The following is a 16,513-nucleotide window of genomic DNA, read 5'->3' on the forward strand; positions in this document are numbered from 1 at the left end:
TCATAAAGTTGTGGTCAGCAACTAAACTCAATTCTTCAAAATTTTTTAAAATTTCACAAGCTTAAAATCACTGTTCTCTTTCATTAAACGACTAATACTGTTATATTTATTTACATAAAGGAAATAAAATAAATTTCAGTATGGAGGTTATCATGAGTCATATGTGGACATTTCAGCGTGTAGGTGGATTAGATCAAGTTGTTTTTAAAAACGCCGACGATATTATTAATCTACCCAATCTTGACCCTAAATTATGGGTCGCACTCAGTTGCCCGACGACAGGGCTAGATTTTGACAAACGAACATTGGCACTTTTGGATGAAGATCAAGACGGTCGCATTCGCATTCCCGATATATTAGATGCTATCGCTTGGACAAGAGGTAAAATTCACTCTTTTGAAACAATCTTACATTCATCAGATATTTTACCTTTGTCACAAATTAATACAGAAACAGAACAAGGTAAAAAATTATTCATCACCGCTCGCAGCATTCTTGTCAATTTAAACAAAAGTGATTGTGATTATTTAACTCAAGATGATGTACAACAATCTATTAAAATTAATGCAGGCAAACTTTACAATGGTGATTTAATTTTTCCTGCATCCGCCGAGCTATCACCAGAAATGCAAACTTTTATCAAATCAGCAATAAAAATTGTTGGGGCTGAAAAAGATATGAGTGGAGAAAATGGAATTAACATAGATATTGCCAAAACATTTGTTCAAAACTTACAAATATGGCAACAATGGCAAAAGGATATAAGTAATACACAAACACCATTTGGCGAAAATAGTGCTGAAATATGGAACCTTGTTCAAACGCTAAAACCCAAAATAGATGACTATTTTTTACGTGTGGAACTTGCACAATATGCACCACAAGCACAAACAGCATTGAACGTTGATGAGAAGTATATTGTCCCAACAGAAAATGGGTTATTATCAGACGAAGCGCTAGCCGAATTACCGTTATCAAAAATCGATACCCATAACTCTCTCGATTTGGTCAATGGGCTCAATCCATTATGGAAAGCAAAAATTACACAATTTAAAACACTCGTTTCGCCGTTATTAGCTAATTCTAATGTACTAACAGAAGAAGAATGGCAAAATATTCAAACCAGTCTGGATCCTTACGCCTCGCTGATTAATTCAAAACCTAGTATGGTTCAAACCAAAGTTTCAGTTCAACCAACCGATAGCATTGAAGATTTATCAAACAAAACGATTAAAAACATGGCAAATAGTGATTTATTGGCTCAATTTCAAGAAATGGTTGATCAAGACAATAAGACACCAATTTCAGCCTCAGATGTATTAGTTTTAGAAAAACTCGTTCTATTTCACAAACATTTGTATCGACTACTCGTCAATTTTACCTCTTTTTCTGATTTCTTTTCACTTGAAAAAAGAGCGGCATTTCAACTTGGAAAACTCTATATTGATGGTCGCTGTGCAACGCTATGTGTTTCGGTAGATAATATTGCCAAACACATTACTATGTCTAACTACTCGGAACTGTGTTTACTTTACTGTGAATGTACCAGACAAGGTGAAAAAAAGGTGATTGCAGCGGCTATTACTGCAGGGCAAGGTGATTTACTTATCGAAGGTCGTAACGGTGTATTTATTGACAATGAAGGTAATGATTGGGATGCTAATGTAGTTAAGATTATTACAAAACCAATCAGTATCCAACAAGCTGTTTGGGCTCCTTATCAACGTATTGGTCGCCTAATTACTGAACAAATTAATAAATGGGCAACCAGCAAAGATGCCGATATCGAAAAAACCGGTACGCAAGTCTTACAAAATCCAGATACCAAATTTGATATTGGTAAAAGCGTGGGTATATTTGCCGCAATTGGCTTAGCACTTGGTGCAATTGGTACTGCTTTAGCGACCATTTTCCAAGCACTATTTTCATTAAGCTGGTGGCAACTTCCTTTGGTTATTATTGGATTATTTGTCATTATATCGGGGCCTTCTGTGATTTTAGCTTGGTTAAAATTAAGACACCGTACACTTGGACCACTTCTTGAAGCATCCGGTTGGGCAATTAATGGGCAAGTGAAAATAAACTTATTATTAGGTGGATTACTCACTAGTAAAGCAGAATTACCGAAAAATGCAAAACGTAATTTACGTGACCCAATGAGAAAACGTCGTAATAAATTTGCTATTGTATTTTGGATAGCTTTAGTATTAGGTATTGGTATAACAGGTGGGTGGTTATGGCATAAAGGTCATATAACACACTTTATAGAACAACAAAAGCAAGAACTTATACAAAAAACCACAGACACAGAAAAACAATAAAAACAAATCTATCATTATCGCCGATAGTGTCGGCGATAATGATGGTATCTTAATGTTGATAAACAGGGAATTGCCGACATATCGCTAATACTTTTTCTTTTACGGCTTGGATCGTTTGTTCATCATCAATATTATCTAATACATCGCAAATCCAATTAGCCAATTCACGAGACTCCGACTCTTTAAATCCTCGCCTTGTAATCGCAGGTGAACCAATACGAATACCAGATGTGACAAAAGGACTTTGCGGATCTTTTGGCACACTATTTTTATTCACGGTGATATTTGCACTTCCTAATGCTGCGTCAGCTTCTTTACCTGTAATTTTTTTATCGACTAAATCAATCAAAAATAGATGATTGTGTGTTTCACCAGAAACGACTTTATAGCCCCGTTTTAAAATCACATCAACCATTGCTTGTGCATTTTTAACGACTTGTTGTTGGTATTGTTGATAAGCTGGTTCCATTGCTTCTTTCAATGCCACCGCTTTTGCTGCAATGACATGCATTAAAGGCCCACCTTGCGCACCAGGAAATACCGATGAATTTAATTTTTTATAAAGATCTTCACTACCACCTTTTGCCAAAATTAATCCGCCTCTTGGTCCACCAAGGGTTTTATGGGTTGTTGTGGTAACCACATGCGCATAAGGAACAGGATTTGGATAAACACCTGCTGCCACTAAACCTGCAACATGCGCCATATCCACAAATAAATAAGCACCCACACTATCAGCAATTTCACGCATACGCTTCCAGTCAACAATACCAGAATAAGCAGAAAAACCGCCAATAATCATTTTAGGTTTTGACTCATTAGCAATGGTCACTAACTGTTCATAATCAATACGACCTGCCTCATCAACACCATAGGCAACAACATGATAAAGCTTGCCTGAAAAACTAACCGGTGCACCATGGGTTAAATGACCACCTTCAGATAAATTCATACCCAGTACTGTATCGCCAGGATTTAATAACGCGGTATAAACAGCAAAGTTAGCTTGCGAACCTGAATGGGGTTGTACATTGGCATAATCAGCACCAAATAACGTTTTTGCTCGTTCAATAGCCAATTTTTCAACAATATCGACATATTCACAACCACCGTAGTAACGTTTACCTGGATACCCTTCTGCATATTTATTGGTTAACTGGGAACCTTGTGCTTGCATTACTCTTGGGCTGGCATAATTCTCGGATGCAATTAATTCAAGATGATCTTCTTGACGTTGTTCTTCACCCTTAATGGCATCCCACAACTCCTTGTCATAATCGGCAATAGTCATTTCTTTACTAAACATTTTGACTCCTTATTTTCAATTACATTGGCTTTTAGGCTGTTGGTTAACTTTACGCTTAAAAATCACGATGAATTATCCTTACCTATCCAACATTTTATTTCAATCTTTTTTATGAGTTATAAATAATATTTATAGAAATAAGATTATAAAAATCTTGATAGGCTAAATATCCGATTAATTCACCAAACGGTTATAATTTAACCTTAACAAAAAAATGTGATTTTTTAATTTATTTGTTGATAAATAACAGATTAATTACACTCAAAATTGTCAGTTAACAGCATTCTATCTAGCTATTGAGATAAAAATACTCGCTGCTTTTTATTTTTCATAATATTAAGTATATACTTATGCAAAAGTTAATCATTGAGTATTTTGTTCTATGCCACTTTCGACATTAATTGTTTTACCTCTTTTAATTATTACCGTCGTGGTTGCCTCTTTTTTTAAACGCAAAAAGTGGCAACTGCTGGTGATCAGCCTGTTGACAGTTTTTGTAGTCATGGAGTTAACCTCAATCTATTTTAGTGGCGGCTTTATAGACTACCAGTTTTACGTCAATTTAAATATCAATGACATTATACAAGGGTTATTCATTTTTAAATTACAAGCACTCTTGGTGATTGTTGTTTTTTTGGGTTTTGTATTTTTACTGTTTAAGTTAGCGAGTTTATTTAAGCGAAAATGTCATCCATTACTTCGTTTGGTATTGGCTATGATTGCCATTATTAGCATCAGTTATCACAATGGACCGTTAAGCCGTTTATACGAAATTTATCAAGTGACAAACGCACCTCGTGAATCATTCGAACAAGCACTACAAACGCTCAATATGACAGATTACACTAATAAAAATCAGTTAATTAGTCATAAAGGAAAAAATATTGTCGTCATTTCGTTAGAATCGTTTGAACAAGGTTTTTTAGATTTTGCGGATATCACACCGCATTTAAGACAATTACGTCAAACATATACTTTCTTCCCGAATATGCCAATGAGTGTTGGTAGTAGCTGGACAACTGCATCAATGTATACTTACATGACAGGCGTGCCTTTTTTAATTGGTGGGTACTCAACTTCGCCATTGATGAAAAGCAATCAAACCCAATTAATCAGTTTAGGGGATGTATTGAAACAGGCAGGCTACCAAACACGCTATGTTATGGCTGGCCCTGATTTTGCAGGTATTGGACATACCGCTGAATTACTTGGTTTGAAAGTGATTTCTGAAAAAAACTATATAGGTCAGTATCCCAATGCACCTTTTGGATTATATGACAAAGATATTTTTGATATCGCCAAAAAACAAATTAATGATATGAATGAAGCAAATCAACCTTTTGCGCTATTCATTTCAACTGTTTCAACCCATGCCCCTAACGGATTTTATGATGAACGAATGACATCGGTTATCACACCTAAAGAAGATAATATGTCATTTGTTGCTGCCTCACTGGATTATAACGTTGGACAATTTATCCAATATTTAGAGCATAATGGATTGCTCGAAGATACGGTCTTTTATATTTTTCCGGATCACTTAATGATGGGTTCGGGTACCCCTACTATTCATCGCCTATCTGAAAAAGAGCGTCAACTTTATTTATTAACCAATGCTAAACCTGAAAATTTACATAAATCACCCGATCAAACAATCTATCAAATTGATTTACCAAGATTGATTTTAAATGGTGCTCAAATTAAAAGTAATGCTAAATTTTTAACTGATTATTTAACCCAAACCGACATGGATAAAAAACAGTTTATTGAACAAAATAAATCTAAAATCGCAACGTTAAATCACTCAGCTGAATACGTTAAATAGGTCAAACATGACACTTGATACCATGATCATAGTCACTACCGTCAGTTTTTTGGGAATGATTTCGCCCGGACCTGATTTTTTTCTAGTGCTAAAAAACAGTTTAAGTTATAACCGAAAAATAGCACTACTCACGTGTTTGGGTGTCATTATCGCCATATTAATTCATATGAGTTATTGTGTTGCGGGAATCGCAGTGCTGATTACCGCAACACCCTTACTTTATAATGCATTACGTTATGTTGGTGCTGTATACCTAATCTGGATAGGCATAAAAGCACTACTTGCCAAAAATAGCGGTACTCGTTATCTAAATTGTGAATCACATGGTAGGATGATCTCATCTGGCACAGCGTTTATTCAAGGCTTTTTATGTAATTTACTTAATCCTAAAGCTACTTTGTTTTTTCTCGCTATATTTACTCAGGTACTTAGTGCTAATTCAACGCTCATTGACAAATTATTAGTGGCACTGATAATTTGGGTAGAAGCGATTTTTTGGTGGCCATTTGTTGTCTTTATTTTTCAAACCCGATCGGTACAACGATGTTACGGTAAAATTCAGTTCATCATTGATAAAATTCTGGGTATCATTATAATCGCACTGGGAATAAAAGTAGCTTTAGGTGGTTAATGCCTCGTTATTTTCCAAATTCTAATACTTAATCGATCATAAATTTATAAGAAACATGATTGACGTAAAAATTAACTCGCTTTCTTTTTGAATATTTCTCTGTTACTTGCTACACTGTTAGCTATCTAATATATATTATTATTTTCAATTTTACTTATTGAAGATCATAAATGGCACAAATACCTTCTAAAAACTCCATAGGTTAATTGAAATGGATAAATTATTAAAATATGGTCGTGAACTTCTTGAATTGGAAATTCATGAAGCTCAAAAGTTACCTAATCGGCTAGGTGAAGACTTTATTACAGCTTGCCAGCTTATTTTAACTGCAAAAGGAAAAATTGTCGTATCGGGTATTGGAAAATCGGGGCATATCGGAAAAAAAATTTCTGCTTCTTTAGCCAGTACTGGTAGCCCTTCTTTTTTTATGCATCCCTCCGAAGCGCTACATGGCGATTTAGGAATGGTAAGCGAAAATGATGTAGCAATACTAATTTCTTATTCGGGTCGAGCAAAAGAGTTTAATTTTATACTCCCTATACTTGCTTCGATGAAAGTACCGGTGATTGCCATAACTGGCGGTTTAGACTCACCCTTAGCTAAAGCCGCTCAAGCCGTAATTGATATATCGATCGAAAAAGAAGCTTGTCCTATGGGGCTAGCACCTACTTCGAGTTCGACAAATACATTATTAATGGGTGATGCGCTGGTCATAGCCGTCATGCGAGCCCGAGGTTTTAATGAAGAAGATTTTGCTCGTTCACATCCGGCAGGCAGTTTGGGTGCGAAATTACTTAATCAAGTAAAAGATGTCATGAGAACGGGAGATTTAATTCCAAAAGTTCCCCATACTGCAACAGTACTTGAAGCTATGCTTGAACTCAGCCGTACAGGTGTGGGATTAGTTGCAATATGTCAGGATAATAATAAAATTATTGGCGTATTTACTGACGGGGATTTGCGTCGATTATTATTAAAAAATGGCACATTACAAGACAGTATTGAAGCTGTGATGACAAGTCCTGGTTATAGAATACCCGCAAGTTGGAAAGCAACAGAAGCTTTAAAATCATTTAATTATCACAATATTACTGCTGCACCAGTTGTGAATAACGAAGGTGAATTAGTCGGTGCATTAAATATTCACGATTTGCATCAAGCAGGAATTAGCTAAAACTATTAATAAATACCTATTGCAAAAAGGGGCTTTCTATTGAGATAATTACCAACCTAAATTTTTGTCGTTAGACGGAGATACAAGAAAAGTTACACAATTAACTGCTTGTGAAAAGAAAGATCACGGTCAGTTAATATTGTGTTGTAAATTTTAACCAAAATTAATAGATGATGAAACTACAATGGCAGAAAAGCGAAATATTTTTCTAATTGGCCCAATGGGGGCAGGAAAAAGCACAATAGGTCGACAAATTGCACAACAGTTAGGCATGGAGTTTTTTGACTCTGATCAAGAGATCGAAAAACGAACGGGTGCCGATATTGCTTGGATTTTTGACTTAGAGGGTGAAGACGGATTCCGCGCCAGAGAAGAAAAAGTCATTAATGAATTGACTGAAAAACAAGGTGTAGTACTCGCGACAGGCGGTGGATCGGTTCTATCAAAAGAGACACGTAATCGTTTATCTGCTCGTGGGATAGTGGTCTATCTTGAAACAACCATTGAAAAACAGATGGCAAGAACTCAAAAAGACAAACGGCGTCCATTATTACAAGGAGGAAATACCCCTCGAGAACTCTATGAAGAGCTTGCTGATGAACGTGAACCACTTTATCAAGAAATTGCTGATATCACTATTAAGACAGATGAACAAAGTGCTAAAGGTGTAGCTGGTTATATCATCGATAAAATAGAGCAAATTTAAGCTACTTATTATCAAGATAATGACTGATACTGAAATAGTAATAGTGTAGATGTCAAGTTAAGGAGTAAATATGCGTGTAGATAAAGATGACCGTTATATATCAGAAAAAGCGAATAAAGACTCTACAACTTCATTCAAATTACCAAGTTTTCTTAATTATTTTTCCAAGAAAAAATTAATTATTCTTGGTTCTGCTATGGTAATCTTTTTCTTAACGCTAAGTTTTGTGATATTAAGTTCTTCAACAGAAAATGAACCAACATCATTGACGTCGCCTGACGTCGATGGTTATTCATCAACAGATATTGAAAACAGCAACAACGCTCAATCTTTAACTGATGAGTTAAACGCATCAAGTAACACACAAACCACCGATTCAAGTTTATTGCCCAACTCTACAACTGCTTCAAGATCGAATCAATCATTAGACAGTCAAGAGCCACTAACCAGTAATAGTAATATTGTGGATGAATCAAGGAAAGCTCGTAATCAATCAAATGATTCGACTATAAAAAAACCAACAACATCGTCCCTTTCTGAGAAAAATGGAGCGAATAGTCATAATACTATTTCAAGTCATAACGGAAACAGGAATAATAACAATACTATTTATATTAAAGATGATGAATACACTATTCAACTTAGTGCTTCATCATCTATTGAAAACTTAAAAAAATTTGTTGAAAAAAATAATATTACTCATTACCAAATTTACGAAACTAAACGTAATAACAGTAAATGGTTTATTTTGATTAAAGGTATATATAAATCATCAGATGAAGCCAAAAAGGCTATAAAATCTTTACCTAGTGCTTTACAAAAGGATAATCCATGGGTCAAATCTGGTGCATCTGTGAATAAAGAAAAAGCTGAAAAATAAAGGATATGGTTCATTTATCCTACCAAAGACAAAATAGGAGTATCCTTTGAAAAAACAACGAGCCTTTTTAAAATGGGCTGGAGGAAAATATGAGCTTGTGGACACCATTAGGCAGTATCTACCAGAAGGAGATCAACTGATTGAACCTTTTGTTGGTGCAGGTTCGGTCTTCTTAAATACCAATTATAAAAGCTACCTTTTAGCTGATATTAACCATGATTTAATTGAATTATTCAATTTATTGAAATCAAAACCAAATGAGTTTATTAATGATCTAAAAATATTTTTCCAACCTCAGAACAATAAGCCTGAGGCATTTTATCAACTACGAGACGTATTTAATTATAGTAAAGATCAGTATTTACGATCGTTATTATTTATTTACTTAAATCGTCATTGCTATAACGGTCTATGTCGTTATAACAACAGTGGACTTTTTAATGTGCCATTTGGTCGCTATAAAACAATCTATTTTCCTGAGAAAGAGCTAAACTTTTTTGCAAAAAAAGCACAAAATGCGGAATTTATCTGTGCCCCATACCAAGAGGTCATGAAAAAAGCAAAGAAAAATTCTGTGATATACTGTGATCCGCCCTATTTATCGCCAAATGATTCGGCTGGATTTACGGCATATTATTCAAATAATTTTGGCTATGAAGAACATAAAAAACTCTCTAAATTAGCCGAAAAAATGGCTTATAAAAACAATATTCCAGTGCTTGTATCCAATCATGATACTGATTATACAAGAACGTTATATAGTAAAGCTCGCCACCTTTATCGAGCTGAAATGCGACGCTCAATAAGCTGTGATGGTGAAGGTCGAAAAAAAATTGATGAAATATTAGCGCTATACAAATAATCCTAAAAACATTTGAGTATTGGCTTGTATGATTAGAGGTATGTTATGAAAGAGTTTATTATTGCACCGTCAATACTTTCAGCAAATTTTGCTTGTTTAGGTGAAGAAACCCAAAAAGTGATTGAAGCAGGGGCTGATGTAATTCATTTCGATGTCATGGACAATCACTTTGTGCCTAATTTGACAATGGGGTCAATGTTTTGCCAAGCACTACGTGACTACGGAATAAAAGCCCCAATCGATGTCCATTTAATGGCATCCCCTGTCGAAGAACTTATTGTCTCTTTTGCAAAAGCTGGAGCTAGCAATATCTCTATTCATCCCGAAGCAACGATTCATCTTGACCGAACGTTGCAACTTATCAAAGATCATGGTTGTACCGCTGGTTTAGTTTTTAATCCGGCTACTCCGTTAGATCATTTAGATTATGTAATGGATAAAATTGATATTGTGTTATTAATGGGAGTTAATCCTGGTTTTGGTGGGCAATCTTTTATCCCGTCAACATTAAAAAAATTACGACAAGTTAAACAACGTATTATTGAATCAGGTCAAAATATACGACTTGAAATAGATGGGGGCGTCAAAGCCGACAATATTGCAGAAATAGCCCAAGCAGGCGCTGATATGTTTGTTGCAGGGTCTGCTATATTTGGTCAGCCTGATTATAAATCAGTTATTGATGCCATGCGAAAAGCATTAGCAGGAGTAAAATATGCCTAAACTGGATGACATTCAAGCAATAGCATTTGATCTTGATGGCACACTCGTTGATAGTGTACCCGGACTTGCATTAGCAATTCAGCAAATGCTTGCCGACTTACAATTACCTACTGTTAGCAAAGATCAAGTTAAAAATTGGGTAGGTAATGGCATCGATGTTATGTTAGAACGTACCTTTAAAGCAATCGATATTACCCCAACAGCAGAATTGTTTAGTCAAGCTAAAAATTGCTTTAATCAGCATTATGATAAAGTTATCGATGCAGAAACAAAACTCTTTCCACATGTTAAAGAGACCTTAAAAGTGCTTTATGATAATCATTATCCATTAGCACTTGTTACCAATAAACCTGCACAATTTTTACCTGCTTTATTAGAATCATTAGGCATTAAAGAATATTTCAAACTGGTGCTAGGTGGTGGTGATGTTATCAAGCTAAAACCTCATCCTGCCCCACTTTATCAGGTTATGGCAACGTTTGGGCTCTTTTGCGATCAATTACTATTTGTTGGTGACTCGAAAAATGATATTACCGCAGCAAAGAATGCTAACTGCCATACTGTTGCGTTAAGTTACGGTTACAACTATGGTGTATCCATAGCGACCAGCGACCCCGATTTTTTGTTTGACGATTTCAAAGATATATTAACCTTGTTACCACTGCCTAAAGCTGAGGCAAAAAAATAAGAATGAATAGATTAGGAATAAATTATGAGTAAACCGATTGTATTTAGTGGCGCTCAGCCATCAGGGGAATTAACACTTGGCAACTATTTGGGTGCCTTAAAAAATTGGGTCGCTTTACAACAAGAATACGATTGCGTTTATTGTATTGTAAATCAACATGCTATCACAGTACGCCAAGATCCACAGAAGCTACGCAAAGCAACACTGGATACCATGGCGCTTTATTTAGCATGTGGCATTGATCCTCAAAAAAGCACTATATTTGTACAATCTCATGTACCTGCTCATGCTGAATTAGGGTGGGCATTAAACTGTTACACTTATTTTGGTGAACTCAGTCGCATGACCCAATTCAAGGATAAATCATCACGACACGCTGAAAATATTAACGCAGGGCTTTTTGATTATCCTGTATTAATGGCAGCTGACATTTTATTATATCAAGCTAATTTAGTACCGGTGGGTGACGATCAAAAACAACATCTCGAACTATCACGTGATATTGCAATGCGCTTTAATGCCCTGTATGGTGACATTTTTACTGTTCCTGAACCTTTTATCCCTAAAGTTGGTGCAAGAGTGATGTCTTTACAAGACCCAACGAAAAAAATGTCTAAATCTGATGAAAATCGAAACAATGTGATTGGCTTACTTGAAAATCCTAAAGACATCGAGAAAAAAATCAAACGAGCAATGACCGATTCTGATGAACCGCCTGTTGTACGTTATGATTTAAAAAATAAAGCTGGTGTATCAAATTTATTAGATATATTAACTGGTGTAACAGGAAAACCAGTCACCGAACTTGAAAAAGAGTTTGAAGGTAAAATGTATGGACATCTTAAAACGGAAGTGGCGACTCAAGTGATTGATATGATAAGTCACTTACAAGCACAATATCACCAATATCGTGATGATGAAGATTATCTCTTTTCAATCATGAAAGAAGGCGCTGAAAAAGCTCGAGCTAAAGCGGATATCACATTGAAAAAGGTCTATGACGCTATCGGTTTTGTATAGTCTAAAATCAAATAACATAATTATTATTAACACTAAACAGTATTATTTGGCTTAATATAGGCATTTATTATCATCATGACAATAAAAGATATAAAAGCCATTTAATTAAAATAGGTTAGTTATGAAGATTATCATTCTTGGAGCAGGACAAACAGGCAGTGCGCTTGCAGAATATCTTGTTACTGAAAAACAGAACGATGTCACTGTTGTCGATGAAGATCATGATAAATTGCAATCTTTGCAAGAGCGCTTTGATTTACAAGTCATTTGTGGAAAATCATCTTATCCACAAGTATTAGAGAGTGCTGGCGCGGAATCGGCTGATATGCTTGTTGCCGTTACCAACTCTGATGAAATCAACATGATGGCATGTCAAATAGGGCATGTCATGTTTAATATTCCGCAAAAAGTGGCGCGTATCCGCGCACCGGAATACAATGATGAAAGATATCCTTTTTTTAATAAAGAGTGTATCAATATCGACCATATCATTGCACCAGAAAACCTTATTACTAACCATATCAGTCATCTTGTTCAATATCCAGGCGCATTACAATTTGCCTCATTCAACGATACCCGTGTATGTCTAGTCGCTGTTATGGCATATTATGGTGGCGCGCTAGTTGGCAGTGAGCTATCAGAACTTAAAGAACATCTTCCGCATGTTGAAGCTAGAGTCGTTGCTATCTACCGTAAAAATCGCTTTATTCGTCCTCTAGGTTCTACCTTAATTGAAGCTGGTGATATGGTGTATTTTATTACTCCGCCAACCAATATCAAAGCCGTGACCAGTGAGCTACAACGTTTAGAAAAACCTTATAAACGAATTATCATTAGTGGCGGTGGCGGCATTGCACTTGCACTGGCTAAGCGTTTAGAAAATGATTATCAAGTCAAACTAATTGAACGCAATGCCGAACGAGCAGAACTCATTGCTGAACAGTTACTTAATACCACGGTATTACATGGCGAATCATCAGACCAAGAATTGCTATCCCAAGAACAGATTGAACTGACAGATCTTTTTATTGCGGTAACCGGTGATGATGAATCCAATATTATGTCATCAATGTTAGCGAAAAGAATGGGCGCAAAAAAAGTCATCGTCTTAATCCAAAAACAAGCTTATCTTGAACTCATTAATGACAGTGTGATTGATATTGCTATTTCACCCCAACACGCCACTATTTCTGAACTTTTAAGTCATGTCAGACAAACAGGCATCGTCAAAGTTGTATCACTACGACAAGGCGAATCTGAAATTGTGGAAATCGTTGCGCATGGTGATAAAGAAAATTCAAAACTGGTCGGAAAAAACATCAATGGATTAAAACTACCTTCTGGGGCAACAATCGGCGCAGTTGTACGTGATGAAGATGTTATTATTATCAACACGGATTTAACGATTGAAGAGAATGATCACCTGATTATTTTCTTGCCGGATAGAAGAGCGATTACCGATATCGAAAAATTGTTACAATAACATTTAAATCGAAATTTTCTATTATACAAACTTGTTAAAAGCCAATAGGCAGTTCATAATATAAGCATAATTTTGACTCGGGGTGTTTTTTATTCATTAAAAAAACTGAGAGTTTACCCGTTGAACCTGATCTGGATAACACCAGCGTAGGGAAGTCTAGCCATTCAACTTTACAATAGGCAAATTCTTCCCGATAAATCAAATAAGGAATGAACATGTCAGTAACTACGTCTCTTCAAATCACTCAAGTTACACCTTTTATTAATCTTGTCAAAACGCAACGCCCATTAGTTCATTGTATAACAAATGATGTTGTACAAAATTTTACTGCTAATGTCCTACTTGCTATTGGTGCTTCACCAGCAATGATTATTGCTGAACAAGAAGTGGCTGAATTTGTTAAAATTGCTAATAGTTTACTGATCAACATCGGCACAATTAATCACAATACTGCCAAAAGTATGCTACTTGCAGCAAGTCAAGCTCAGCAGAGCCAAACTCCATGGGTACTTGATCCTGTTGCCGTTGGTTCGGCACTTGCTTATCGTACCGAAATTGCGCATCAATTATTATCATTTAAACCCACCGTTATTCGTGGCAATGCTTCGGAAATCTTAGCGCTAAGCGGTCAATTTGCATCATCAAAAGGCCCGGATAGTCAAGACTCGACAAAATCCGCTTTACAATATGCCAAACAATTGGCACAAGACTACCAGACTATCATCGCTATGACTGGTGACATTGATTATATTACTGATGGTCATACGACTTACGCTATAGCAGGCGGTGATATTGCTTTAACCAAAATTACCGGAACAGGCTGTTCCTTATCTGCTATGGTTGCAGCGTTTATTGTAAATTCAACCGATCCACTTTTAGCCACAGCAGCCGCTTGCTTTATGATGAAAAAAGCTGGAGAAAAGGCAAATAAACAGCTTGGATTAGGCAGTTTTGCCGTATCGTTATTAGATCAATTATCACTATTTTATTCATCATACTAATAGGGACGTAGCATGCAGAAAAAGTTGGATCTTACTCTCTATTTAGTGCTTGATCCGACACTATGTGGAGGAATCAGTGGCATGGTCGACACAACCAAAATTGCCGTTGCCAACGGTGTAACCGCCGTACAATTACGATCAGAACAAGAATTGACAGGCAAAGATTGGTATAAAGCTGCTTTAGCCTTAAAAGAAGCACTCAGTCAGACATCGGTACCGCTATTGATTAATGATCATGTTGATATTGCTTTAGCTGTCGATGCAGATGGTGTGCATGTTGGTCAAAATGATTTGCCCGTTGATGTAGCTCGCCGATTGATCGGTAATAATAAATGGTTAGGGCTATCTGTTTCGAATCAGCATCAACTTGAAACCGTGCCTTGGCAAAACGTCGATTATATTGGAATTGGTCCTGTCTATCCTACCTCGACCAAGAAAGATGCATCCTCGGCACTTGGTATTGAGCAGTTAACTCAATTAGTCAAAACCAAACATTGCCCTGCTGTTGCCATTGGCGGTATCGACATAACAAAAGTAACAGAAGTGATGCAAACAGGAATTGAAGGCGTTGCAGTCGTATCGGCTATTTGTGGTCAATCCAATATTGAACAAGCAACCACTTTACTAATCAATAAAATACATCAAGCTAGATAGGAAGCAACATCATGACAATTACAGCCCTAACTATTGCTGGTTCAGATCCCAGTGGGGGAGCTGGCATCCAAGCCGATCTCAAAACGTTTTCGGCACTTGGTGCGTATAGCATGTCTGTCATTACCGCATTAACCGCACAAAGTACCCAAGGTGTTGATGCGGTATTGGCAATTCCCACCGAATTTATCGAAGCAGAATTTAACACCTTATATCAAGATATCCACATTGATAGTGTCAAAATTGGTATGCTAATGAATAAAGAAATTGTCACAACTGTCTATCAGTTATTAAAAAATCATCCTATACCATCGATTGTACTTGATACTGTTATGATTGCTAAAGGAGGGCATGCTCTTTTAAAACCCGATGCCATCACCGCCATACGAGAGCAATTATTGCCATTAGCAACAATTATTACACCTAACTTACCCGAAGCCGCAGCGCTTTTAGATTGTGATGAAGCGAAAAATGAAGATGAGATGCTAAAACAAGGGCAAGATTTACTTAAACTAGGTTGTAAAGCGGTACTAATGAAGGGCGGGCACTTAGCCAGTCAAGAAAGTCCCGATTATTTAATTACCTCAGACCAAACAATCCGGATGACATCCCAAAGAATTCAAACGAAAAATACGCACGGTACAGGTTGTACCTTATCAGCCGCTATTGCGGCTTTATTACCTAAAAACAGCTTAGAACACGCGGTTAAACAGGCGAAAGAATATCTTCACGGCGCCATACGCCATGCTGATGATTTAAATATTGGTAAAGGGATTGGACCAACACATCACTTTTATCGTTGGTGGTGATTCAAAAACACAATTGACGCATATTTGCGAACACTCTCTTCAAATTTTTCAAATTATGAGTGATTAAAAGAGGATGTAAAGTAGGTTTTGGACGTTTTAAACGTGTTAATGAAAACAGATAAATAAAAAAACTAACGTCCAAATTTGTTTGCTTGAATATAGGTTAATTAATATGAAATACCTACAAATTCATACCCAGCTTCATTGATAGCCGCTATAGCGGCTTCTTGTGAAATGGTCCCGTCTTCGATATCAACTTCATGTTTAGCCAAATCAATGGTTACTTTCGCTTTTGGATCAATATCGTTAATCGCTTTAGTAATCGTATTAACACAGTGCTGACAACTCATATTATCGACAATTAATTTCATAGTTGACCTCTCTTTTCAATTAAATCTTATCAGAATTCGGATCGCCTAAATTAGCGTAGGCT

16 protein-coding genes and 1 riboswitch are annotated in these 16,513 nt (G+C 36.3%); of the genes, 14 read left to right on the forward strand and 2 right to left on the reverse strand.

Annotation, left to right across the window (positions count from 1 at the left end; all coding sequences use genetic code 11):
• Positions 1-152 precede the first annotated feature (152 nt).
• Positions 153-2,321 (forward strand): hypothetical protein, encoded by a 2,169-nt coding sequence (locus ACGH6R_RS04305; protein WP_267380811.1) that lies wholly within the window; start codon positions 153-155, stop codon positions 2,319-2,321.
• 49 nt (positions 2,322-2,370) lie between these two features.
• On the opposite strand, the gene glyA is transcribed toward ACGH6R_RS04305, so the two are convergent.
• Positions 2,371-3,627: a serine hydroxymethyltransferase gene (glyA, locus tag ACGH6R_RS04310; protein ID WP_411598999.1), complete on the reverse strand. Its 1,257-nt coding sequence runs from the start codon at positions 3,625-3,627 to the stop codon at positions 2,371-2,373.
• Positions 3,628-4,009: 382 nt separating this feature from the next.
• On the opposite strand from glyA, the gene ACGH6R_RS04315 reads away from it, so the two are divergent.
• From ACGH6R_RS04315 to thiD, 13 genes are all read left to right on the forward strand, one after another.
• Positions 4,010-5,452 (forward strand): LTA synthase family protein, encoded by a 1,443-nt coding sequence (locus ACGH6R_RS04315; protein WP_411599000.1) that lies wholly within the window; start codon positions 4,010-4,012, stop codon positions 5,450-5,452.
• Between the two features lie 7 nt (positions 5,453-5,459).
• The gene (locus ACGH6R_RS04320) at positions 5,460-6,083 is read left to right on the forward strand and encodes a LysE family translocator (protein ID WP_267359403.1); all 624 of its coding nucleotides are present in this window, start codon (positions 5,460-5,462) and stop codon (positions 6,081-6,083) included.
• Between the two features lie 211 nt (positions 6,084-6,294).
• On the forward strand, positions 6,295-7,257 hold the full coding sequence (gene gutQ / locus ACGH6R_RS04325) for an arabinose-5-phosphate isomerase GutQ (RefSeq protein WP_267349756.1): 963 nt from the start codon (positions 6,295-6,297) through the stop codon (positions 7,255-7,257).
• 184 nt (positions 7,258-7,441) lie between these two features.
• Positions 7,442-7,963, forward strand: coding sequence for a shikimate kinase AroK (gene aroK / locus ACGH6R_RS04330; protein ID WP_065558794.1), 522 nt, complete (start codon positions 7,442-7,444; stop codon positions 7,961-7,963).
• A gap of 70 nt (positions 7,964-8,033) precedes the next feature.
• Positions 8,034-8,843 carry an SPOR domain-containing protein gene (locus ACGH6R_RS04335; RefSeq protein ID WP_411599001.1) on the forward strand — a complete coding sequence of 270 codons (810 nt, stop codon included), beginning with the start codon at positions 8,034-8,036 and terminating at the stop codon, positions 8,841-8,843.
• A gap of 46 nt (positions 8,844-8,889) precedes the next feature.
• Entirely contained in the window at positions 8,890-9,705 is an 816-nt protein-coding gene (locus ACGH6R_RS04340; protein WP_267349761.1) for a Dam family site-specific DNA-(adenine-N6)-methyltransferase, read from the forward strand.
• Between the two features lie 45 nt (positions 9,706-9,750).
• Positions 9,751-10,428 carry a ribulose-phosphate 3-epimerase gene (rpe, locus tag ACGH6R_RS04345; RefSeq protein ID WP_411599002.1) on the forward strand — a complete coding sequence of 226 codons (678 nt, stop codon included), beginning with the start codon at positions 9,751-9,753 and terminating at the stop codon, positions 10,426-10,428.
• Positions 10,421-11,116, forward strand: a complete 696-nt coding sequence (locus ACGH6R_RS04350) for a phosphoglycolate phosphatase (protein ID WP_267380815.1) — start codon at positions 10,421-10,423, stop codon at positions 11,114-11,116. Before rpe ends, ACGH6R_RS04350 begins: the two co-directional genes overlap by 8 nt.
• Before the next feature lie 24 nt (positions 11,117-11,140).
• Positions 11,141-12,136 (forward strand): tryptophan--tRNA ligase, encoded by a 996-nt coding sequence (gene trpS / locus ACGH6R_RS04355; protein WP_411596525.1) that lies wholly within the window; start codon positions 11,141-11,143, stop codon positions 12,134-12,136.
• A gap of 121 nt (positions 12,137-12,257) precedes the next feature.
• Positions 12,258-13,619: a Trk system potassium transporter TrkA gene (trkA, locus tag ACGH6R_RS04360; protein WP_220215588.1), complete on the forward strand. Its 1,362-nt coding sequence runs from the start codon at positions 12,258-12,260 to the stop codon at positions 13,617-13,619.
• A gap of 68 nt (positions 13,620-13,687) precedes the next feature.
• Positions 13,688-13,789: riboswitch (TPP riboswitch) on the forward strand.
• 45 nt (positions 13,790-13,834) lie between these two features.
• Entirely contained in the window at positions 13,835-14,620 is a 786-nt protein-coding gene (gene thiM / locus ACGH6R_RS04365) for a hydroxyethylthiazole kinase (RefSeq protein ID WP_411596524.1), read from the forward strand.
• Between the two features lie 12 nt (positions 14,621-14,632).
• Complete coding sequence (gene thiE, locus ACGH6R_RS04370; RefSeq protein ID WP_411599003.1) at positions 14,633-15,274, forward strand: thiamine phosphate synthase; 642 nt, start codon at positions 14,633-14,635, stop codon at positions 15,272-15,274.
• 8 nt (positions 15,275-15,282) lie between these two features.
• The gene (gene thiD, locus ACGH6R_RS04375) at positions 15,283-16,080 is read left to right on the forward strand and encodes a bifunctional hydroxymethylpyrimidine kinase/phosphomethylpyrimidine kinase (RefSeq protein ID WP_411599113.1); all 798 of its coding nucleotides are present in this window, start codon (positions 15,283-15,285) and stop codon (positions 16,078-16,080) included.
• Positions 16,081-16,247: 167 nt separating this feature from the next.
• Here thiD and ACGH6R_RS04380 read toward each other — a convergent pair whose 3' ends face one another.
• Positions 16,248-16,451, reverse strand: coding sequence for a heavy-metal-associated domain-containing protein (locus tag ACGH6R_RS04380; RefSeq protein ID WP_411599004.1), 204 nt, complete (start codon positions 16,449-16,451; stop codon positions 16,248-16,250).
• Between the last annotated feature and the right edge of the window lie 62 nt (positions 16,452-16,513).

Origin of the sequence: Gilliamella sp. CG13, from assembly GCF_046635805.1 — a bacterium.
GTDB classification, from domain to species: Bacteria; Pseudomonadota; Gammaproteobacteria; order Enterobacterales; family Orbaceae; genus Gilliamella; species Gilliamella apicola_I.